Origin of the sequence: Luteimonas sp. WGS1318 (genome assembly GCF_043187535.1) — a bacterium.
Lineage (GTDB): Bacteria > Pseudomonadota > Gammaproteobacteria > Xanthomonadales > Xanthomonadaceae > Luteimonas.
In genome coordinates, this window is the sequence record NZ_CP171131.1 from 2,706,344 (window position 1) to 2,726,559 (window position 20,216).

21 protein-coding genes are annotated in these 20,216 nt (G+C 66.4%); 6 read left to right on the top strand and 15 right to left on the bottom strand.

The window, feature by feature from the left end; all coding sequences use genetic code 11:
• Positions 1–60 precede the first annotated feature (60 nt).
• Together ACF3M1_RS12320 and ACF3M1_RS12325 are read right to left on the bottom strand one after the other, a co-directional pair.
• Positions 61–1,098 carry an SMP-30/gluconolactonase/LRE family protein gene (locus ACF3M1_RS12320; protein ID WP_394001051.1) on the bottom strand — a complete coding sequence of 346 codons (1,038 nt, stop codon included), beginning with the start codon at positions 1,096–1,098 and terminating at the stop codon, positions 61–63.
• Between the two features lie 81 nt (positions 1,099–1,179).
• Positions 1,180–2,553, bottom strand: a complete 1,374-nt coding sequence (locus ACF3M1_RS12325; RefSeq protein ID WP_394001053.1) for an MFS transporter — start codon at positions 2,551–2,553, stop codon at positions 1,180–1,182.
• Positions 2,554–2,777: 224 nt separating this feature from the next.
• Here ACF3M1_RS12325 and ACF3M1_RS12330 point away from each other — a divergent pair, with 224 nt between their 5' ends.
• A complete protein-coding gene (locus ACF3M1_RS12330) occupies positions 2,778–3,275 on the top strand; it encodes an RNA polymerase sigma factor (protein ID WP_394005264.1) in 498 nt (165 codons plus the stop codon).
• Positions 3,276–3,286: 11 nt separating this feature from the next.
• Positions 3,287–3,946, top strand: a complete 660-nt coding sequence (locus ACF3M1_RS12335) for a serine/threonine protein kinase (protein ID WP_394001055.1) — start codon at positions 3,287–3,289, stop codon at positions 3,944–3,946.
• A 10-nt stretch (positions 3,947–3,956) separates the two neighbouring features.
• Here the strand turns inward: ACF3M1_RS12335 and ACF3M1_RS12340 are convergent, their stop codons facing one another.
• From ACF3M1_RS12340 to ACF3M1_RS12355, 4 genes are all read right to left on the bottom strand, one after another.
• The gene (locus ACF3M1_RS12340) at positions 3,957–4,934 is read right to left on the bottom strand and encodes a hypothetical protein (RefSeq protein ID WP_394001057.1); all 978 of its coding nucleotides are present in this window, start codon (positions 4,932–4,934) and stop codon (positions 3,957–3,959) included.
• 96 nt (positions 4,935–5,030) lie between these two features.
• Positions 5,031–5,495, bottom strand: a complete 465-nt coding sequence (gene msrB, locus ACF3M1_RS12345; protein ID WP_394001059.1) for a peptide-methionine (R)-S-oxide reductase MsrB — start codon at positions 5,493–5,495, stop codon at positions 5,031–5,033.
• A 594-nt stretch (positions 5,496–6,089) separates the two neighbouring features.
• A complete protein-coding gene (xth, locus tag ACF3M1_RS12350) occupies positions 6,090–6,890 on the bottom strand; it encodes an exodeoxyribonuclease III (protein ID WP_394001061.1) in 801 nt (266 codons plus the stop codon).
• A 31-nt stretch (positions 6,891–6,921) separates the two neighbouring features.
• A complete protein-coding gene (locus ACF3M1_RS12355) occupies positions 6,922–7,590 on the bottom strand; it encodes a Pr6Pr family membrane protein (RefSeq protein WP_394001063.1) in 669 nt (222 codons plus the stop codon).
• Between the two features lie 186 nt (positions 7,591–7,776).
• On the opposite strand from ACF3M1_RS12355, the gene ACF3M1_RS12360 reads away from it, so the two are divergent.
• Together ACF3M1_RS12360 and ACF3M1_RS12365 are read left to right on the top strand one after the other, a co-directional pair.
• Positions 7,777–8,235 (top strand): DUF305 domain-containing protein, encoded by a 459-nt coding sequence (locus tag ACF3M1_RS12360; protein WP_394001064.1) that lies wholly within the window; start codon positions 7,777–7,779, stop codon positions 8,233–8,235.
• An 84-nt stretch (positions 8,236–8,319) separates the two neighbouring features.
• Positions 8,320–9,228 (top strand): alpha/beta hydrolase family protein, encoded by a 909-nt coding sequence (locus tag ACF3M1_RS12365; protein ID WP_394001066.1) that lies wholly within the window; start codon positions 8,320–8,322, stop codon positions 9,226–9,228.
• Between the two features lie 40 nt (positions 9,229–9,268).
• Here ACF3M1_RS12365 and ACF3M1_RS12370 read toward each other — a convergent pair whose 3' ends face one another.
• The 7 genes from ACF3M1_RS12370 to ACF3M1_RS12400 all read right to left on the bottom strand — a co-directional run bounded on the left by ACF3M1_RS12370 (position 9,269) and on the right by ACF3M1_RS12400 (position 14,680).
• Positions 9,269–10,336, bottom strand: coding sequence for a serine hydrolase domain-containing protein (locus ACF3M1_RS12370; protein WP_394001068.1), 1,068 nt, complete (start codon positions 10,334–10,336; stop codon positions 9,269–9,271).
• Positions 10,337–10,451: 115 nt separating this feature from the next.
• Positions 10,452–10,811, bottom strand: coding sequence for a YciI family protein (locus ACF3M1_RS12375; RefSeq protein ID WP_394001070.1), 360 nt, complete (start codon positions 10,809–10,811; stop codon positions 10,452–10,454).
• Positions 10,812–11,097: 286 nt separating this feature from the next.
• The gene (locus ACF3M1_RS12380) at positions 11,098–11,832 is read right to left on the bottom strand and encodes a hypothetical protein (protein WP_394001072.1); all 735 of its coding nucleotides are present in this window, start codon (positions 11,830–11,832) and stop codon (positions 11,098–11,100) included.
• A 119-nt stretch (positions 11,833–11,951) separates the two neighbouring features.
• Entirely contained in the window at positions 11,952–12,824 is an 873-nt protein-coding gene (locus ACF3M1_RS12385) for an SEC-C metal-binding domain-containing protein (protein WP_394001074.1), read from the bottom strand.
• 73 nt (positions 12,825–12,897) lie between these two features.
• Entirely contained in the window at positions 12,898–13,746 is an 849-nt protein-coding gene (locus ACF3M1_RS12390) for an IS3 family transposase (protein ID WP_394005265.1), read from the bottom strand.
• Positions 13,704–14,060, bottom strand: coding sequence for a transposase (locus tag ACF3M1_RS12395; RefSeq protein ID WP_394001076.1), 357 nt, complete (start codon positions 14,058–14,060; stop codon positions 13,704–13,706). The genes ACF3M1_RS12390 and ACF3M1_RS12395 overlap by 43 nt, the downstream gene beginning before the upstream one ends.
• A gap of 80 nt (positions 14,061–14,140) precedes the next feature.
• Positions 14,141–14,680, bottom strand: coding sequence for a demethoxyubiquinone hydroxylase family protein (locus ACF3M1_RS12400; protein WP_394001077.1), 540 nt, complete (start codon positions 14,678–14,680; stop codon positions 14,141–14,143).
• Between the two features lie 141 nt (positions 14,681–14,821).
• On the opposite strand from ACF3M1_RS12400, the gene ACF3M1_RS12405 reads away from it, so the two are divergent.
• Positions 14,822–15,832 carry an IS110 family transposase gene (locus tag ACF3M1_RS12405; protein ID WP_394001079.1) on the top strand — a complete coding sequence of 337 codons (1,011 nt, stop codon included), beginning with the start codon at positions 14,822–14,824 and terminating at the stop codon, positions 15,830–15,832.
• Between the two features lie 1,125 nt (positions 15,833–16,957).
• Here the strand turns inward: ACF3M1_RS12405 and ACF3M1_RS12410 are convergent.
• Together ACF3M1_RS12410 and hutU are read right to left on the bottom strand one after the other, a co-directional pair.
• Positions 16,958–17,635 carry a DsbA family oxidoreductase gene (locus tag ACF3M1_RS12410; RefSeq protein WP_394001081.1) on the bottom strand — a complete coding sequence of 226 codons (678 nt, stop codon included), beginning with the start codon at positions 17,633–17,635 and terminating at the stop codon, positions 16,958–16,960.
• Entirely contained in the window at positions 17,632–19,311 is a 1,680-nt protein-coding gene (gene hutU / locus ACF3M1_RS12415) for a urocanate hydratase (protein ID WP_394001083.1), read from the bottom strand. Before hutU ends, ACF3M1_RS12410 begins: the two co-directional genes overlap by 4 nt.
• Before the next feature lie 108 nt (positions 19,312–19,419).
• Here hutU and ACF3M1_RS12420 point away from each other — a divergent pair, with 108 nt between their 5' ends.
• Entirely contained in the window at positions 19,420–20,184 is a 765-nt protein-coding gene (locus ACF3M1_RS12420) for a ThuA domain-containing protein (RefSeq protein ID WP_394001085.1), read from the top strand.
• Positions 20,185–20,216: the final 32 nt, after the last annotated feature.

Consider the following 20,216-nt stretch of genomic DNA (forward strand, 5'->3'; position numbering starts at 1 on the left):
AGCAGACGATGGCGACCGTGGTGGGCATGAGCGCGGTCCGGCCGCGCGACCCGCGCTGTATCAGCGCGACGTCGCAGGCCCTGCAATCTCCAGGCGCACGCGCGCGAGGATGCCGTTCGAGGTCATGTACAGCGTGCGCCCGTCATCGCCGAATGCGACGTTCGCGATCGGGCCGCCGGTCTCGATCCGCCCCAACCGCGTGCCGTCGGGTGCGAACACCAGCACGCCGCCGGGGCCGGTCGCGAACAGCGTGCCGTCGGTCGCGACGGCCATGCCGTCGGGCAGACCCGGCGCATCGTCGCCGACCAGATCGCCGGCATCGGCGAACACGCGGCGTGCGGTCACCGCGCCCGTGGCGTCGAGGGCGTAGGCCATCCAGATCGCGCGTTCGGGATCGGAATTGGCGACATATAGCGTGCGACCGTCGGGCGACAGCGCGATGCCGTTGGGCCGCGTCAGGCCATCGTCGAGCAGGTGCACGCGGCCGTCGGTGTCGAGCCGGTACACGCCGTTGAACGCCAACTCCTTGACCGGTGAATCGTCGAGATCCTTGAGGCCGTACGGCGGATCGGTGAAGAAGATCGCGCCATCGCTGCGGCGCACGAGATCGTTGGGGCTGTTGAAGCGGCGCCCGTCGAATTCGCGCGCCAGCGGGGTCTTGCGCTTCGTCGCCAGATCCAGCCGCTCGACGCTGCGGCTGCCGGAATCGGCCATCAGCACAGTACCGGCGGGCTCGACGAACAGGCCGTTGGCGCCGGCCTCGCGTAATGCATCGGTATCGCTGCCGGCATAACCGGACGGCTCGAGAAAGACCGACAGGCCGTCCGTGTCGGACCAGCGATGGATGCGGTTTTCCGGCACGTCGGTGAACAGCAGGTACCCGCCGTCCGCGACCCACGCCGGGCCCTCGGCCCAGGTGAAGCCTTCGGCCAGACGTTCGATGCGCGCATCGGGCGCGACCACCGCATCGAGCGCCGGGGCATAGCGGGTCACGCCGCCCACCTGGGGATAGGCGGGCGCAGGCTCGGCCGACGACGCGCAGGCGCCCAACGCGGCCATCAACGGAATCGCGAGCAGCGATGTGGCAAGACGGGGCATGTGGACCTCCTGGTCATCGGGCAAGGCCCCCACCCTACCGCGCGGCCCGACGCCGCGCACGGCGACCGGGCCACGCACGGATCAGCGCGTCGACCGCACGCGATCCCGCATCGCCGCCTCGTCGTCGAGCCAGTTCTGGTCCTTGTTCTTCAGGAAGAACACGTAGACCACCAGCGAGACCGCGATGATGGCGGTGGCATACACGGCGAACGTGACCACCTGGTCGGACTTCAACGCCGCCTGGTACAGCAGCGGCGCGGTGCCGCCAAAGGCCGAGTTCGCCAGCGCGTATCCCAAGCCCACGCCCAGCGCCCGGATGTGCGTCGGGAACAGTTCCGCCTTCACCACCGCGTTGATCGACGTGTAGCCGGTGAGGATGACGAACCCGATGCCGAGGATCACGAACGCCGACAGCGCGCTGGTCTGCTGCGGCAGCGCCGTCACCAGATACCAGGTGTAGAGCACGCCGCCGATGCCGAAGAACACCAGCAGGCTCTTGCGGCCCACGCTGTCCGACAGCCAGCCGCCGATCGGCTGCAGCAGCATCAGGAAGGTCAGCAGGCCGAGGTTGATCAGCGTGCCCACCATGGCGTCGTCGCCGGCGAACGCGGTCTGGATCATCTTCGGCCCGTTGACCGAGTAGGTGTAGAACGCGACCGTGCCGCCCGCGGTGATCAGGAAGCACAGCATCAGCGGACGCCACTGGTTCACGAACAGCTCGCGGATCGAGCCCGAGGCCGCCGCGCCGCCGGTCTTGGCGGCCTGGATCGAATCCGATTCCAGCGATTCGTCCATCGTGCGGCGCAGCCAGAACACCACGATCGCCGCGAGGCCGCCGATGCCGAACGCCACGCGCCAGCCCCACTCGGAGATCTGCGCGGTGTCGAGCAGCAGCAGCATCGCCAGCAGCGTCGCCTGCGCCAGTACATGGCCGCCGACCAGGGTCACGTAGTGGAACGAGGACAGGAAGCCGCGACGGCCGGGAATCGCGGCCTCGGACATATAGGTCGCGCTGGCGCCGTACTCGCCGCCGGTCGCGAAGCCCTGGATCAGGCGCGCGATCAGCAGCAGCACCGCGGCCCAGATGCCGATCTGCTCGGCGGTCGGACTGATCGCGATGAGGAACGAACAACCGGCCATCACCGACACGGACACCGTCAGCGCCAGGCGCCGGCCGTAGCGGTCGGCGAAGCGGCCGAAGTACCACGCGCCGATCGGGCGCATCAGGAAGGTCGCCGCGAAGATCGCCCACACGTACAGCGTGGAATTCTTGTCGTCGGGCGAGAAGAACTGCGACTCGAAATACACGGCGAACACCGAGTAGACGTAGACGTCGAACCACTCGACCAGATTGCCGGCCGAGCCCTTCAGGGTGTTGGATACCGAACGCCGCAGGCTGGCGGGGCGGCTCGCGTTGGTGACGGGGTCGGCAGCAACGGGGCTCGAAGCACTCATGTCGGGGCCTGCGTGGGGGGCAAGGGAGCGCGAGTATAGGCACCCGATCCGGCGTGATCGGCGTACATAGCGAATAGGTATTAGACGGACGACCTCCGCCTTCCGACCGGCTGCACCCGGTGCACAGCCGCCCCTCCGGACGGGCCGTACGGGCCTGTGATGGACGTCGCCTCCGTGCGAACCACCTCATGACCGCTTCGAACTGGACATCCATGGACACCGCGATGCCCCTCGCGCACGACCGCGCCGCGTTCACCCAGCTGCTGCAGGCCCACCATGGCATCGTCGCCACCGTGGCAGCCAGCTATTGCCGCGATCCGGACGACCGCGCCGATCTCGCCCAGGACATCGCCGTGCAGCTGTGGCGCGCCTGGCCGAAGTACGACCCGGCGCGATCCTTCAGCACCTGGATGTACCGCATCGCATTGAACGTGGCGATCAGCGCCGTACGCAGCGCGACCGTCCGCCACCGCCACGCGGTACCGCTCGACGACGCACTGCACGACATCGCCGATCCCGCGCCGCACGACCCGCAGGCCGAGCAGCAGGTGCGTGCCCTGCACCGCTTCATCCATGCGCAGTCGCCGCTCGACCGCGCGCTGTTGCTGCTCTATCTCGACGACCGCAGCCATCGCGACATGGCCGAGATCCTCGGCCTGTCGGAGACCAATGTCGCCACCAAGATCAGCCGGCTGCGCCAGCGCATCCGCACCGAACTCTGACGGAGCACCCCATGGACCCGCAGGACCTCAAGACCGCCTGGCAATCGCTCGAAGCGCGCATGGCGCGCAGCGACCAGCTGCACCTCGCCGTGCTCCGCGACACCCGCCTCCAGCGCGCACGCGCTGCGCTGCGGCCGTTGAAGATCGGCCACTGGCTGCAGCTCGCGCTCGGGCTCGGGCTGATCGCACTCGGCGTCGCCTGCTGGACGCGCAACACCGACGTGCCCGGCCTGCTGATGGCCGGCGTCGTCGTGCATGCCTTCGGCGTGCTCAACATCATCGGCGCCACACTGAACCTGGCGCTGGCCGCACGCATCGACTACGCCGCGCCGGTGCTGGTGATCCAGCGCCAGCTGGCCGCGCTGCTGCGGGCCTACGCGCTCAACGCCGCGGTGTGCGGCGCGCCGTGGTGGATCCTGTGGCTGCCGGTCGTCGTCGCGTTCGCCGGGCTGGGCGAGGTGCCCGCCGGCGCCGGCACGCCTGCGTGGATCACGTGGAGCCTGGCGATCGGCGGCATCGGTCTCGCCGGCACCTGGCTCTACGGCTGGCGGCAGCGCGCACGGACGCAAGCCCTGGATGCGAATGCGCCGGCCCGCTGTGCGGACGGTGCCGACGGCATCCGCCGCAGCCAGCGCCTGCTGGCGGAGATCCAGGCGTTCGAGACCGAATGACGGCGCGCGATCAGGCCAGCGGCAATGCCTGTGTCGCGCGCGCGATGTCGTCGTGCATGGCCATGACCCGCCCCGCCTTCGGATCGACGACGTCCGGGCCGAACGAGCGCAGGTAACGGCACGCCGCAAACCCTCCCGACTTCGTTTCGTAGTCCGCGATCCAGTCCAGTCGCTCGGGAAGACGCGCCTGGGAGCGTGACCACGCGGCGGTGCGGGGCTTGATGTGGCGCTGCATGCCGATGCGCCACGGCTTGGGTGTCAGCCGCGCGCGGAAGCAATGCTGCAGCCGGCACATGGTGGCGTAGAGGCTGTCTGCCTGCAGCGCCCGGAACAGCCGGTCCACGTCGGGCTCCAGCGGATCGAATGTCCGGTGCAGCACCAGCACGCGAAGCCCGGCCGGCGTGCGGTAGGTCCGCAGGTGCCAGTCGGGGCTGGACGCGGAGAATGCGGCGACGCGGGCCAGCGCCCGCGCCTCGGCGCCGCCCTCCCGGTCGAAACGATGCCGACGCCAGCCGAGCATGCCCAGGTTGGCGACCACCAGCACCGCAACGGCGAGTGCCGCCGCCAGACGCCAGTCCATGACCAGCACCGCCGCTGCGAACGTCGCGCCGCCCACCAGCGCGCAGGTCGCCAGCGGCAGCACGCACCCCGAGGGGCGCGCTTCGAAATCCAGATCGGCGAACAGCACGTCCGGCGTGTTGAGGCACAAGGCGCCGTAGCTGTTGCGCGTGATCACCAGATCGCCCGCGCGCTCGACGATCTCTTCGCGGATCGGCACCCCCGCGACGCCGTAGTTGGTCAGTGGCTCGCGACGCGGCAGCGCCTCGCCGGCCAGCACCGCGTCGAACGCCGCCTGCACGCGCGCATCCGCGTGCGCCTGCGCCGCGGCCTCGCTGTCGTCGGACCAGCCGAACCGGCGCACCGTCACGCTGCGCCCGCCATGCCGCGTCTGTCGCCGGGCTTCCGCCCAGTATTCGGGAACGATCACGCAGTCTCCCCAGTCCGTGATGAGCGGGGATTGTCACCGACGGCCGCGCGCGCGCCCAGCTGCCTGATCGACGACCGGATCAGGCGGCCGCTGCCTTCACGCAGGCCCGGCCTCGGCACCGCCGCGCTGCAGCGGATCCGGCAGGTCCTGCGCCGCATCGACGAACGACAGCGACACCGAATTGAGGCAGTGCCGCTCGTACGTCGGCGCCGGGCCGTCGGGGAAGATGTGGCCCAGATGGCTGCCGCAGCGCGCGCAGACTTCCTCCACGCGGATCATCCCGTGACTGGTGTCGCGCACCCGGCCGATGTGCGCTTCGTCATAGGGCGCGAAGAAGCTCGGCCAGCCGGTGCCGGAATCGAACTTCGCACTCGAGCGGAACAGCGGCAGCCCGCACAGCCGGCAGCAGTAGGTGCCCTCGCGCTTGTTGTCGAGGAACACGCCGCAGAACGGCGCCTCGGTGCCGTGCTGCAGCAGCACGCGGCGCTCGTCGGCGGACAGGCCGGCTTCCAGCGTGACGCGCTGTTCGGGGCTGGGCGGGGTGAGATCGAAACTGGACATGGGCATCCTGGCGGCAGGCGTGGAGATCCACAGATGGCGGCGAGCCTGCGCCGTCTCAAGCCGCCCGCACGTGAACCCGCAGGCGCGTAGCGCGCGAAACGTCCTCGTTTCCAGCCCACCATCAGCGCGAGCTGTCCCGTTGTAGGAGCGCGCTCGCGCGCGAACGCGGTGAGGGTAGCGCCCGAAACGCGCGGATGGTTGGCCGGAGGCGTGCGGGAATCGCGGCCGAGGCCGCTCTTACAGGGGACACCGGACACGACCTCGCATCAGCACCCATGACGCCTGAGCTGGACGTACGGACGTCCCCCACCCCAGCCATCCGCTCCCGCGTAAGAGCGCGCTCGCGCGCGAACGAGGTGCGGCTGACCGGAGGCGCGCGGATGGCCGACCGCAGGCCTGCGGCAATCGCGGCCGAGGCCGCTCCTACAGGGAAACCGGACACGATCCATGACGCCTGAGCTGGACGCGTACGGCGTTCACACCCCCGCAGCAATCCGCTCCTGCGTAGGAGCGCGCTCGCGCGCGAACGCTCTCCCCTGACCCCTCACCGCAACACCGTCCAATGCCCGCGCGCTCCGCGGCTCCCCGCCGCCACTACGCCTCCGCCGGCCGCGCCACTTCCACCCACGTCGGCGCGTGATCGCTCGCCTTGTCCTCCAGCCGCACCCAGCGATCCACCCCGGCCGCCTTGACCGTCTTCGCCAACACCGGGTTCGCCAACAGATGATCGATGCGCAGCCCGCGGTCGCGCTGCGCGTGCTGGCGGAAGTAATCCCAGAACGTGTAGACCGTGTCCTCGCCGAACACGTCGCGCAGCGTGTCGGTCCAGCCCTGCGCCAGCAGTGCCTCGAAGGCCACGCGCACCTCGGGCTGGATCAGCGCGTCCTTGCGCCAGGCCTTGGCGTCGTAGACGTCGGCGTCGGTGGGAATCACGTTGAAATCGCCCATCAGCAGCGCCGGATGCGGCAACCCCACCAGCGTCTGCGCATGCCGCTGCAGCCGCGCCATCCACGCCAGCTTGTAGTCGAACTTCGGCCCGGGCTGCGGATTGCCGTTCGGCAGGTACAGCCCACCGACGACGACGCCGTGCACCGCCGCTTCGATGTAGCGGCTCTGCGCGTCCTTCGCGTCGCCGGGCAGTCCGCGCCGACTTTCGACCGGCACCACCCCGCGCCCGAGCAGCGCGACGCCATTCCACGACCGCTGCCCCTGCCAGATCGCCCCATACCCGGCCGCCTCCAGCGCGTCCACCGGAAACGCATCGTCGGTGGCCTTGAGTTCCTGCAACGCGACGACATCGGGCTTCGATTCCGCCAGCCACGCCAGCAGATGCGGCAACCGCGTGGCGATGCCGTTGACGTTGAAGGTGGCGAGTTTCAGGGTTTTCGTGGGCACGGTGGTCTCCTCGTGCGACGTGGATACACCATCACCCGTCGATACGGTGCACAGATCGCGCCCGCGCACGCGTGCGCCAGGCCGCGACCGCCAGCACCGCGTAGCCGAGCACCAGAAAACACACCAGCAGGCCCAGCATGTTGAGCAGCACCTGCCGGTAGCCGAGCACCGCGACATCGATGAAAGGGTACGGATAGCTGCCCAGCACCGCGCCGCGCACCACGGCATAGACGCCGTAGCCGATCGGATACAGGCACCAGAGCAGCGGCAGGCGCAGGTCGAAGCGCGTGGCCGGAGGCCAGGCCGTCCAGCAGGCGAGCGCCGCCAGCGGCACCGCGTAATGCAGGATCACGTCTGCCACCCATTGCAGCCCCTGCGGCGCCCAGACATGCCGCAGCAGCAGGTGATAGCCGATGCCCACCGTCAGGATCGCCGTGGTCGCGCATCCCGCCACGAGTGCCGATCCGGCCGCGCGTCCGGCACTGCGCTCGCCCCTGAGAAGCGGCAGCGTCGCCACCAGCGCGACGAATAGATTGCTCAGCACCGTGAAGTACCCCAGGAACGCCACCACGCCATCGACCGCCGCCCTGCCGTTCGACTGCGCCAGCGCGATCGACAGCCCGAGCTGCAGCACTACGCCCGACCACGCGACCACGGCCAATACCGCCCAGGCGCGCGTGCCCCAACTGCTCTTCGCCATACGTCCTCCCCGTGGAGACGAATCGCCAGGCCGGGCGTCGCCCGATCCCCGCATCGCGGCACCTCGCGGCGTCGCCCGGCGATCGTACTGCGCATCGGCGCGCGCCCGGATGTGCCGCGCGATTGGACAAGGACCGAGGCGGCCGGGCAAGGTGTCGCCCTCCCCGCACACCCGAGGACCGCCTTCATGCGCCTGATGCCCTTGCTCGCGATCACCGCCCTGCTCGCCGCCTGCGCGCCCGATGGCGCCGACACCGCGCCCGCGAACGCGGCCGACGCGACGACGCCCGCGACGGCAACGGCCGGGACCGCGCCCGCACCGGCGACCGCCGCAAACGAAACCGCGAGTCCGTCCACGCTGGCCTACCAGCGCGTCAACGACACCATGCACGCCGGCATGGGCGCCGGCTTCACCGGCGACGCCGATGTCGATTTCATGCGCGGCATGATTCCGCACCACCAGGGCGCCATCGACATGGCCCATGTCGCGCTCGAACACGGCAATGACCCTGAAGTGCGCGCCCTCGCGCAGCAGGTCATCGCCGCGCAGGAAACCGAAATCGCGCAGATGCAGCGCTGGCTGCAGGACCGCGGCGTGGCCGTCGACGCGCCGGCCGCGGATGCCGGCGCGCACGACCATCACTGACGGCGCGCGCGTGGCGCTGCGATTGCGGACGACAGGCGTGCAGTGCGTGAATCCGGAAACACCCGACACATCAGGCGGCACGGCATGACGCACGACATCGGCGCACGGCTGCGCGAGCGACTCGGGCTCGCCCCGCCTGCGCCCGTCGCGTTCGAGCGCGGCGACGTGACCGCGGTCGACGGCTACACCCGGCAGCGCATCGAATACCGCGGCCTCGACGGCGACACCATTCCGGCGTTTCTGTTCACGCCCACGGCGCAGCCCACCCGGGGCGGCGTCGTGGTCTTCCACCAGCACAACGGCGAATTCCACTTCGGCAAGAGCGAAATTGCCGGCGACGTCGGTAGCCCGTTCCAGGCCTTCGGCCCCGCGCTCGCGCGTCGCGGTCTGGCCGTGCTCGCACCGGACGCCCTCACGTTCGAGGATCGCCGCGGCCAGGTCCACGGCGTCGAGCCGCATGACTACGATTGGCTCCAGCACTACAGCGCCATGAGCTACCGCCTGCTCGACGGCGACACGCTGATGCGCAAGGGCCTCGACGATGCACAGCGCGCGCTGAGCGTGCTGATCGACGCCGCCGAGCTGGACGCACGCCGCGTCGGCATCGCCGGCCATTCCTATGGTGGCTATACCGCGCTCTACCACGCCGCCGTCGACCCGCGCTGCCGCTTCGCCTGCATCAGCGGCGCGGTGTGCAGCTTCGACACCCGCCGCCGCGAAGAGACAGGCATCACCCTGTTCGAAGCCGTGCCCGGCCTCGCGCAGCTGATCGACACGCACGATGTGCTGTCGGCCATCGCTCCGCGCCCGACGCTGGTCGTGTCGGGCACCGAGGACAAATATTCGCGGGATGCGGATCAGGTCGTGGCGAAGGTCGCTGGGGACTTCATCACCGAACTCCGCGTCGAGCGTGGGCACGCGCTTGATCAGGAACGATTCGATGCGATCGTCGAGTGGCTCGTCGGCCGCGTCACTGAAGACCGCGCGTCGTAAGTAAACCTCACCCCGATCGTCATCCGCCCAGTGCAACCACTCAACGCGATATCGCACCCATGCGCCTGTAAATCGCCTGGATATCCGCGGGATGTCCCTGCGCTTTCAAACCGCTGAACACCAGAAACCCCAGCATCGAGTTGCCCGTGTCCCGGCGTGCCACCAGGGTCAGGTCGCGCCGCCGATCCACCAGCATGTATTGACCGCCCCAGCCATCGGCCAATACCGCATCCAGCTCGGAGTTCAACCACCACGAATAGCCGAAGCCGTCGTAGAACGGCCCGCCGCTCGTCGACCAGCGCGTCGTGCTTCGCTCGATCCATTCCGCGGAGACGATCCTCGTCTGATTCCACACACCGTCCTGCGCGACCAGTGCGCCGATTCGGGCCAGATCGCGCGCACTCATGTGGATTCGATACGTCCTGTAGTCCGAATCACTGCCTGCCCGATCATGAAACACGTGGTCGCGATGAAAATCCTGCATGCCCAGAGGCACTGCGAGCCAGGCGTCCAAGGCCTCACCGATGGACAGACCGGTTTGCTGCTCGAAGATCGCGCCGAGGACGTTGAAATCCCAGTTGTTGTAGAAGAAGTGCGTGCCCGGTGGAAACTCGCCTCGCACCGGGCGGCCATCCCGGTTCTCGATCGTCTCGGCACCGGACTGGAGGTAGATCCCCGAGCGCGCCTGCAACAGATGCTCGACCGTGGCCTGCTTTTCGGCGTCCGTCAGCGGGGTTCGACGCTCGTCGATACCCAGTGTTCCGAGCGTCCCGTCCAGATCGATCAGGCCGCGGTCGACCGCGATGCCGATCAACAGGCTGAGGACACTCTTGCGCGCGGAAGCCAGGTTCATCGGCACGTCGACCACCCCGTATTCCATCAGGAGCGTCTCGCCGCGCAGCGCAACGAACGCGTCGATGGCGTCGGCGTCCTCATCGATGAATCTGCGGATGTCCTCCGCCTCGCCCGGAGGCAGCAGCGCCTGCTCCAGAGGCACCGGACGGGTGGCCTCCGCGCCACGATCGATGAAGGGGCGCAGCCCGACGACAAGCGCGATCGCCAGCCCCGCAAGCAGCGCCCAACCGAGAATCTTGATGATCCGTCGCATCGCCAGGTGCTCCAGACGCCGACCGCTCAGCACGTAGGCCGGATACTACCCGGCGTGGCGCATCGCAACCCCGCCCGATTCGGCCCATACGCCATTCGCGGCGCTCGCTGGTCTATCAGCCGAAGTCGGACACTTCGTAAAGCGGACGGATCTCGATCTCGCTCGGTCCGGGCATCGGATTCGGGCAACGCTTCACCCAGGCGATCGCCTCGTCCATGTCCTCGACCTCCCAGAGCCAGAAGCCGGCCACCAGTTCCTTGGTCTCGGCAAAGGGCCCGTCGACGATGCTGCGATCCGCGCCCGAGAACCGGACGCGCTTGCCCTGAGAGGACGGCTTCAGCCCGTCGCCGTCCTTGAGGATGCCGGCCTCGATCAGCGCCTCGTTGTACTTGCCCATTGCATCGAGCAGCTCAGGCGTGGGAAGAAGTCCCGCTTCGCTGTCCTCTGTCGCCTTCACCAACACCATCACGCGCATCGTCGTCTCCTCGTGGCGGCGAATCAGTGCCGCCTTGTACGGGTACGACGATCAACGCGGGGGAAAATCGACATCCAGCTGACCTCTGCGACGCCGGGCTCGGTGGCTCAGTAGCTGAACCTGGAGCCGTTGACTCCGAGCGGTCACGTATCGCAACAGTGACGCCGATCAATTTGGCCACGATTTACTTCTCACCTGCTTTTCAAGACAAGCAGCCGAGGTAAGTGAACCTGACCCCGTTAGTTACAGTCGCGAAGTGGCTTCGGCCTAGACGAACTACAGGTGCTCAACCGAAAAGCCGTGACCACATCGATCGCTTCTTAGGCGGAGGCGGCTCGGATGCAGCCACTGCCGCTGCAAGTTGCTGCGCAGCCGCCTCGGCGTAGAGCAGTGCGCCGTCATGATGACAGTTGAAGAGGTTGGTCAGGCTCCTGGTTCTATTGAGATCAAGGGGGAAAGGCTCAACCACCTCGGCTGCCTCAAGGAGACCGAGCTCCTCGGCAACCGCCGCATCGACCGACCTCCAGAACAGTTCGAGTCGCCCATGCGAGAACACCTCATCCAGTCCCTGACGCACTTCGGCGTCTGACTCATAGTCACTTCTCAATCGCTTCAATGACTCGAAGGAAATGAAGACACCGCCGCAGTAGTTCTCGGTCAGCCGGTTGTCGAACTGCAGATCCTGGAACCGCTCTGGAACTAGGGGCCTGAGGTCGGAGATGTAGCTGGAGAACACCGGGTTGTCTGCCAAGAACGAGAACGCGCCACCTCGGATGTAGTGGTGCTTGCGCAAGAAGCCCGAAACGATCGCCAGATAGAACGCATGTCCCTTGTTGAAAGGAACGGAAGCCTCCAATCCACGGGCCTCGGCAAAACGGCTGCGCAGCTGCTCGGCGTAGAAATCGTCAACACCAAACTGCTCTGCCAGCCGCAGATAGTGGTCTGGATCCTCGACCCCACGGAAATAGAGACTCTGTATTTCTGCCGATGAAACAGGGTGATAGGTGATGTCCCAACCCACGATGCTCCTCCTGAGCCTTGATTTATGAACCATCCGAAGCCGCGAATCTGATGCCGCGGCCTAACACTTGAGTTAAGCCGCGCCGCGAAGCGGCGTCGGCTTGGACGAATTGTTAGCCGTCATACGAGAGCGCCATGACAGTGCTTGTAGCGGCTGCCACTGCCACACGGGCAAGGCGAGAGACGGGAACTGGGCTGAGAAACGAGGCAGAAGTTCTGCCGCCAGCGTAGGCCCAGGTTCACCACCAAGCCTGCGCCACAATAGGCCGCGAAGCACCCAGTTATCCGATTTGCCCGGATCGTTGTTCCGGCGGGCGTGAGCGCTATATCCGTTCCGCCGAAGCGACAGTTAACTTCGGCCACGGTTAGCGGAAATTCCAGAAGTTCGAAAGCCTGACGCTTGTAGCGACCTTCGAAGGCTGACGCGTTCGGAAGCTCTAGGAATTCAACACTTAAATGGTCGCCGTTTGAGTAGGTGATTGACAGCTTCTTTCCGCTCGGAGGCGAGACTAGGTCTTCAGGACTACCAATGTTTTCCCAGCAGTTGTCTACAAGGACTACCCTTTCATCGGACGACAGGCTCAGCATCTCGACGCTTAGAAGGAGATTCTCTTCCGCGTCTCGTGAGATCGCGACGACGTTGTGCCCATCTATTACCAGAGGGCGCGGAGTCTCGTAGTAGAAGTTTCCGCCTACCACGGTTAGGAGCTTGTTGCGCCGCCAGTCAAATTCTCCACGTACGTCTGAGCGGGCGGCGCGATTCTTCTTTAGCGCAGCAAGTTGCTCGTTCGTAAAAGCACCGTTGTCAGCCTTCTTATGGTGCTCAGCGCAGAGCGCGATCATGCCTTCCGGGTTGTGGTGCTGCTCGATGCTCCATGGTGGATCAAAGTGGTGCCATTCAAGATACGGGTTGCCGCAGCCCGGCACAGGGCAGCCAAAGCCGACCTCCGTTCGGAGTTCCTTAACTACGGCTGCGAGGGGCTTCCGGTTCATGACGGCTAACGCTTGAATTAAGCCGTGCCGCGAAGCGGCAGGGACTTCCCTCGAAAAAGTGGACACCCGTTGGTTAGGCGCATGCGCGTTCGTAATCGGCGGGTGTGCGGTAGTCGAGTGCCGAGTGTAGGCGCTGGTGATTGTAGAAATCCACGTAGCCGCGAATGGCGGCCTGGAGCGCGTGGTCGCTGGTGAAGGTGTGCCGGTGATACAGATCGGACTTCATCGTCTTGTTCCAGGATTCCATGTGCGCGTTGTCGGTCATGCGGCGCGGCCGATTGGCCGATTGCACGAAGCCGGCGCGTTGCAGCTGCAGCTTGAAGTCGGTCGCCATAAACTCGATGCCGCGGTCGCTGTGGAAGAGCGTGCCCGCCTCCGGTCGTCGCGTGCGCAGCGCAAATGCCAAGGCGCGACGCGTGAGTGCACTGGTGCGGTCCCTGCCCAATGCCCAGCCCAGCAGGCGGCGCGAACAGCGGTCCATGATCGTGGCGAGATAGCGCCACTGGCCTTGCACTTTGAGGTAGGTCACGTCCGCAACCCAGACTTGGTCCACGCGCTCGACCCGTTCGGCATGCGCGCGACTTTCCACGCTGGCGAGAAACGCCGCGAGCCCTGGGCGCCTTCGGTACAGACGCGATGAGCAGGCGCGCACGCCGTTTTCCCGCATCAAGCGTTCGACCCGGCGACGGCCGACCTGTTCACCTGCCTGCTGCAAGGCGGCGTGCACACGCGGGCTGCCGTAGGTCTCGCGGCTCTGTGCATGCACGCCCTTGATGCGCTCGACCAGCGCGGCGTCCTCGACAGCGCGTGTACTGCGCGGACGCTGTTGCCAGGCATAGAAGCCGGACGCGCTGACACCATGCAGGCGGCACATCGTCCTCACCGGGGCGGCTTCCTGGTGGTGCGCGATGAAGGCAAAGATGTCGGCCTTGGACTGGAAGTGAACGCGATGGCTTTTTTTAAAAGGTCATGCTCGACCTGCAGCCGTTCGTACTTGCGCTTCACTTCGCGCAGCGCCTTGAGCTCTGCGGCCACGGTCTTGTCGAGTTCGATTCCCTTGGTCACGATCACCCCCTCGCGGGCCAGTTTTCGCCAACGAGACAGCATGAAGGGATGGATGTAAAGCGACTCGGCGACGTCGCGTACGGACACGCCTGAAAGCTCGCTCAGTCGGACTGCGGTGGCCTTGAAATGATCGCTGTAGCGATACGTTGTTCTGGGTCCTGGTGCTGGCATGAAGACACTCCTGATCGTTAGGTCAGGGTGTCCACTAAACCGAAGGAACTACCAGTTCGGCTTGAATGAATTGTTAGGCCTCACGCCCGCATGCCAAGCCATATGACTGCCTCCGTGGACGCGGAGACGATGGGTTTGAGGACCTTGGGCCAGAATTTACCAGCTTGGACCTGGCTTGCGGAGTGGTCGTGGTGTTGCTGCTCTTCCGCGACGATAGCGGAGATGGCTGAAACGGCCGCCGGGTCACTGCCATGCAACACGACAAGCTGCTGCTCAAGATGCCGAAGTACAACGCTCTCTACTGCGGCGGTTGTAGCCGCGATGGCGTTGGCACCAAGGAGGCCAGTGACGATACCGAGCACGAAACCACCGATACCACAAAGCCAGTAGCTACGGCAGCGTTGCTGCCCGCGGCGCTGCAACTCAGCGCAAAATATGTCTCGATGCCGTTGCTCGTGAGACCTGAACTCAGTTAGCTCAGCGACCATACCCCGTGCAGTGAGGCGTGCCATTAGGATCTGGCCCGTATAGATGCATATGGCACCATGCTCGCCGGCGTGATTGACCTTGATGATCCGGTCGCCAAGGTCATTAGCCACAGACTGCATGAGTGCTTCCATGAGGCCTAACACCTTATGTCTTCCAGTTTCCCTACTGTAGGCACCGAGAGCCCGGCGTGTGCGCCCGATAACGCCTCGGTGTAGCAGCACCGTAATTCAGCAGGGGCCACACGCCGGATCTCGCGCCCTGCGCCCGGACAGTTGCACGAGGTCTCCCTCGAACTGATAAGCGTGGGCCCGGGCGCGATGCTCTCGACCGGCCAACTCTATCGGAGAATCGAGATGACGGCAGTAGGGGTCGACGTAGGCAAGGCGACGCTGGATGTCGCCATCGAGGGCGTGGCCAAGGTGACGCGGTTCGCCAACAGCGCAGCGGGCATCCGCAAGCTGGTTCGACGACTGGATGACGTTGCCGACGCGCGCATCGTCGTCGAGGCCACCGGCGGCTACGAGGATGCATTGCTCGAGGCGTGCTGCGATGCAGGCCTGTGGGTCGCACGCATCAATCCTCGCCAGGCACGCGACTTCGCGCGTGCGACCGGCGAGCTGGCGAAGACGGATGCAATCGACGCAGGCCTGCTGTGCCTGATGTCGAGACTGTTCGCAGACCGCCTGCGTCGCTACGAAGCACCTGCACCCTGGCAGCGGGAACTGCGGGATTGGCTGCGCCGGCGCGGCCAGGTCGTGACCACGCTGCAGGCGCAGAAGCAGCAGACCGCGCTGACATCGCCGGCGGTGCGCAAGGTCATGATGCGCACGATTTCCGCACTCACGCGCGAGCTCGCCGCCATCGATCGCGCGATGCGCGCCCTGCTCCAGGCTCATGCGACGCCGGCGCTGCAATCGTCGAAGGGCATGGGCCCGATCTTCCAGGCCACGAGCCTCGCGCTGCTCCCCGAGCTCGGCACTCTGACACGCCACCAAATCGCGAAGCTCGTCGGCGTGGCGCCGATGAATCGCGACAGCGGCCAGATGCACGGCAAGCGTCGCATCCGCGGTGGGCGGGGTCCGGTGCGCGTGGCGCTCTACATGGCCACGCTCTCGGCCGTGCGCTGGGACCCGAGGCTGCGTGCGCACTACCAGCAACTCAGGGCGCGCGGGAAGCTCGGCAAGGTCGCGCTGGTGGCTTGCATGCGGAAGCTGCTGACGATCGTCAACGCCAGGCGGCGGGACGAATTAAAGGGCGCGGGAGATGCTGCGATCGCCGCCTGAAATCGACCCAGCTCAAGACAGTTGCTGAATTAAGCCGACCCGCGAAGCGGGTTCGGCTTGAATGAACTGTTAGGCCTCACTCTACGTCTACGCCCGAGCGACCGGCAACACTGGCGCAACTAGCCAGAGCGTCCGGTGATGGAGCGCCCTGGTGTGGACCAAAGGTGCACACGTGAGCGCAGCGACCACCAACAAAAGAGCCCGAAGGGCTGTTGATGCAACTGACATAGCAGTCATCAAGCGCTTTGCAGCGGGAACTAAAGGCAGCTACCTCGCATTTCTCACGAGCCGACAACTCGCGACGTGGCTTTGCCTTGCAGTTTAGGAAATGACCAATGTCTCCAACGTCGGGAGGCGGGGGAACCGAGACCGTCACCCCAGGCAATGCAGGACTCTCTGGGCTGCACGCGGAAATGAGCAGCAGGCCAATCAACAGCAACAGAGGCTTCATGCGAGACCTAACACCTGAGTTAAGCCGCGCCGCGAAGCGGTGTCGGCTTGAATGAACTGTTAGGCGCCCGCCAGTGGAGCCAAGCGTAGCCTATGAGGCTGTACACGATGAACCCAGTTAGGAAAGCGCCAAGCAGGGTCAGTGTGTCAAAGAGGGGGCTCTGAGGTGAGACCAGGGAGTGCCACGCCGGAAATGTTTGCAAAAGCGGCTCCTGCCAAAACATGACCCGACCAACAGCGGAGAAACCTTTGGACAAGGCGAAGTCGGAGCTGAAGAACAGTCCGATGGTTGCGAAGATTCCAACAGCGAGCGATGTCAGAGGCCGAATCATCTTGACTGTCCGTGCCTAACACCAAGTAGCGCTCAAAAAACGCGATATGCACGGATCATCTTTGACCGCCCCTGGGGTGTCAACACCGAAATACCCACGCGGAAACAATCACTTGCCCCTCCTGCAAACGGCAGACTCCATTTCAGCGCTCGGTGCATATCTGCGAAAGTGCGCTTTTGCACGGCGCACGCCTCGAAATGTGCAATAAGCAAATTTTCTGACAAGCGGAAAAAAGCTCTTCCGGCAGCCCGCAATCTGCACCGAGTTCACGGGCTGCGAGCGACCCGCAGCGTGACTTGATTCGCCAGCCGGCCGAGAGCCCGAACCTTTTATGCCGATGTGCCTATTCGGCGCCAGCCCCGCCTGCTTTGCCCGCCACAATCTCCCCCAACGCCCGCTCAAATACCTCCACCGGCTGCCCACCCGAAATCAGGTGCTTCTGGTCGATGATCACCGCCGGCACGCTGTTGATGCCGCTGCGGATGAAGAACTGTTCCTCGGCGCGCACGGCGTCGGCGTATTCGTCCGACGCGAGAATCGCGGCGGCCCGCTCAACGTCCAGCCCCACGCTGCCCGCGATGCGCACCAGCGTCGCGTGATCACTGACATTCTCGCCATCGCCGTGATACGCCTGCAGCAACGCGCGCTTGAGGTCGCGTTGCCGGCCTGCGATGCCAGCCCAGTGCAGCAGGCGATGGGCGTCGAAGGTGTTCCAGGTGCGCTGGCGGTCACCGAAGGTGAAGCCGACATCGGCACCGCGGCCTTTGATGTTGGCGCGGGCGGCGGTCAGCTGCTCGGGCGACATGCCGTACTTGCGGGTCAGATGCTCGGCGATGTCCTCGCCTTCCGGCGCCATCTGCGGGTTGAGTTCGAAGGGGCGCACGTGGAAGTCGACGTCGACGTTCGCCGGCAGGCGCGCGAGTGCCTGTTCGAGTGCGGCCAGGCCGATGGCGCACCAGGGGCAGACGATGTCGGAGACGAAATCGATGCGCAGCGGCACGCGGTCGGTGGCGGCGTTCATGCCTGCACCATCGGCAGCTTGAGGCCCTTCTCAAAGGCGCAGTCTTTCGCGATGTCGTACCCGGCATCGGCGTGCCGCATGACGCCGGTGCCGGGGTCGTTCCACAGCACGCGGGCGATGCGCTTGTCGGCGGCTTCGGTGCCGTCGCAGACGATGACCACGCCGGAGTGCTGCGAGTAGCCCATGCCGACGCCGCCGCCGTGATGCAGGCTCACCCAGGTGGCGCCGCCGGCGACGTTGAGCATCGCATTGAGCAGCGGCCAGTCGCTGACGGCATCGGAGCCGTCCTGCATGGCTTCGGTCTCGCGGTTCGGCGAGGCGACGGAGCCGGAATCGAGATGGTCGCGGCCGATCACGATCGGCGCTTTCAGCTCGCCGCTCCGCACCATCTCGTTGAAGGCGAGGCCCAGCTTGTCGCGCAGGCCGAGGCCCACCCAGCAGATGCGCGCGGGCAAGCCCTGGAACGCGATGCGCTCGCTGGCCATGTCGAGCCAGCGGTGCAGGTGCGGATCATCCGGAATGAGCTCCTTGACCTTGGCATCGGTCCTGGCGATGTCCTCGGGATCGCCGCTCAGTGCGACCCAGCGGAACGGGCCGATGCCGCGGCAGAACAGCGGGCGCACATAGGCCGGCACAAACCCGGGGAAATCAAAGGCGTTGCTGCAGCCTTCGTCCTTGGCCATCTGCCGGATGTTGTTGCCGTAGTCGACGGTCGGAATGCCGGCGGCGTGGAAGGCCAGCATGGCTTCGACGTGCACGCGCATGGACTGCTTGGCGGCGTCGCGCACCTTCTCGGGATTGGCCGACTGCTCATTGATCCACTGCTCGACACTCCAGCCGATCGGCAGGTAGCCGTGCACGGGATCGTGCGCGCTGGTCTGGTCGGTCACGCAGTCCGGGCGCACGCCGCGCTTCACCAGTTCCGGCAGCACCTCGGCCGCGTTGCCCAGCAGCGCGATGGATTTGGCTTCGCCGGCCTGCGTGTACTTTTCGATACGCGCGAGTGCGTCGTCGAGATCGGTGGCCTGCTCGTCGACGTAGCGCGTCTTGATGCGGAAATCGATGCGGCTCTGCTGGCATTCGATGGTCAGGCTGCACGCACCGGCGAGGCTCGCGGCCAGCGGCTGCGCGCCGCCCATACCGCCGAGGCCGGCGGTGAGGATCCACTTGCCGGCGAGATCGCCGCCGTAGTGCTGGCGGCCCATCTCGACGAAGGTCTCGTAGGTGCCCTGCACGATGCCCTGGCTGCCGATGTAGATCCACGAACCGGCGGTCATCTGGCCGTACATCATCAGGCCCTTGCGATCGAGTTCGTGGAAGTGCTCCCACGTGGCCCAGTGCGGCACGAGGTTGGAGTTGGCGATCAGCACGCGCGGCGCATCGGCATGCGTGCGGAACACGCCGACCGGCTTGCCGGACTGCACCAGCAGCGTCTCGTCGTCACCGAGGGTCTTCAGCGATTCGACGATGGCATCAAAGCAGGCCCAGTCGCGCGCGGCGCGGCCGATGCCGCCGTAGACGACGAGGTCTTCCGGGCGCTCGGCCACCTCGGGGTCGAGGTTGTTCATCAGCATGCGCAGCGGCGCTTCGGTGAGCCAGGAGCGGCAGCTGAGTTCGGTGCCGCGCGGCGCGCGGATGACGCGCGACGGGTCGTGGCGCGAAGGGGTGTCGGACATGGCGGCGCATTCCTGCAATGACGATGCGGCGATTATCGCACCGCGCCCGCGCGCGCCCTGCCGCGCTGCGGCGTGAGTGCCGGCAGGCGCAGCGCCTATGCTCCCGCCATGACATCCCCACGCGCTCCCTTGGCCGCCGCGATGCTGGCCAGCCTCGCCGCCTGCGCCTCCGCAGCCCCGGACACAACGCCTGCGTCCACCAGCGAGGCGACGCCCGCGCGCGTGCTGGTGTTCACGCGGACCGCCGGCTTCCGCCACGATTCGATTCCGGCGACCGTGGACGCGCTGCAGGCACTGGGCCGCGGCACCGGCCTCGAGGTCGACGCCACCGAAGACCCCGCGATGTTCGACGACGCCACGCTGTCGCGGTATGCCGCCGTCGTGTTCGCGCACACCACACGCGAGGTGCTGGCGCGTCCGCAGCAGGCCGCGTTCGAACGCTACATGGCCGCCGGCGGTGGCTTCATGGGCGTGCATGCCGCGGCCGACAGCGGCTACACCTGGCCGTGGTACGGCGAGCTGGTCGGCGCGTGGTTCGCACGGCATCCCGAAGGGCTGCAGTCGGTGCGCGTGGTGTTCGAAGACGGCGCCGGGCCGGATGGGCTGGAAGCGTGGCGCGTCACCGACGAGATCTACGACTACCGGCGCAACCCGCGGCCGCACGTGCGCGTGACCGCGTCGATCGATCCGGCGTCGCACCCCGATGGCGGCATGGGCGACGACCATCCGATCGCCTGGTGCCACCGCAATGCCGGCGGTCGCGCCTGGTACACGGGGCTGGGCCACGACGCGGCGCTGTATGCCGATCCGGTGTTCCGCGCGCAGCTGCTGCGCGGACTGCGCTACGTGAGCGGACAGTCCGACGCCTGCTGATGACGCGGCGCGCAGCGGCGCGCTAGACTCCG

Excerpts from the sequence above, each read along its gene's own strand:
- ACF3M1_RS12320 (WP_394001051.1), bottom strand. The coding sequence starts at position 1,098 with ATGCCCCGTCTTGCCACATCGCTGCTCGCGATTCCGTTGATGGCCGCG.
- ACF3M1_RS12325 (WP_394001053.1), bottom strand. The coding sequence starts at position 2,553 with ATGAGTGCTTCGAGCCCCGTTGCTGCCGACCCCGTCACCAACGCGAGC.
- ACF3M1_RS12330 (WP_394005264.1), top strand. The coding sequence starts at position 2,778 with ATGCCCCTCGCGCACGACCGCGCCGCGTTCACCCAGCTGCTGCAGGCC.
- ACF3M1_RS12335 (WP_394001055.1), top strand. The coding sequence starts at position 3,287 with ATGGACCCGCAGGACCTCAAGACCGCCTGGCAATCGCTCGAAGCGCGC.
- msrB (WP_394001059.1), bottom strand. The coding sequence starts at position 5,495 with ATGTCCAGTTTCGATCTCACCCCGCCCAGCCCCGAACAGCGCGTCACG.
- ACF3M1_RS12355 (WP_394001063.1), bottom strand. The coding sequence starts at position 7,590 with ATGGCGAAGAGCAGTTGGGGCACGCGCGCCTGGGCGGTATTGGCCGTG.
- ACF3M1_RS12360 (WP_394001064.1), top strand. The coding sequence starts at position 7,777 with ATGCGCCTGATGCCCTTGCTCGCGATCACCGCCCTGCTCGCCGCCTGC.
- ACF3M1_RS12365 (WP_394001066.1), top strand. The coding sequence starts at position 8,320 with ATGACGCACGACATCGGCGCACGGCTGCGCGAGCGACTCGGGCTCGCC.
- ACF3M1_RS12370 (WP_394001068.1), bottom strand. The coding sequence starts at position 10,336 with ATGCGACGGATCATCAAGATTCTCGGTTGGGCGCTGCTTGCGGGGCTG.
- ACF3M1_RS12375 (WP_394001070.1), bottom strand. The coding sequence starts at position 10,811 with ATGCGCGTGATGGTGTTGGTGAAGGCGACAGAGGACAGCGAAGCGGGA.
- ACF3M1_RS12385 (WP_394001074.1), bottom strand. The coding sequence starts at position 12,824 with ATGAACCGGAAGCCCCTCGCAGCCGTAGTTAAGGAACTCCGAACGGAG.
- ACF3M1_RS12395 (WP_394001076.1), bottom strand. The coding sequence starts at position 14,060 with ATGCCAGCACCAGGACCCAGAACAACGTATCGCTACAGCGATCATTTC.
- ACF3M1_RS12400 (WP_394001077.1), bottom strand. The coding sequence starts at position 14,680 with ATGGAAGCACTCATGCAGTCTGTGGCTAATGACCTTGGCGACCGGATC.
- ACF3M1_RS12410 (WP_394001081.1), bottom strand. The coding sequence starts at position 17,635 with ATGAACGCCGCCACCGACCGCGTGCCGCTGCGCATCGATTTCGTCTCC.
- hutU (WP_394001083.1), bottom strand. The coding sequence starts at position 19,311 with ATGTCCGACACCCCTTCGCGCCACGACCCGTCGCGCGTCATCCGCGCG.
- ACF3M1_RS12420 (WP_394001085.1), top strand. The coding sequence starts at position 19,420 with ATGACATCCCCACGCGCTCCCTTGGCCGCCGCGATGCTGGCCAGCCTC.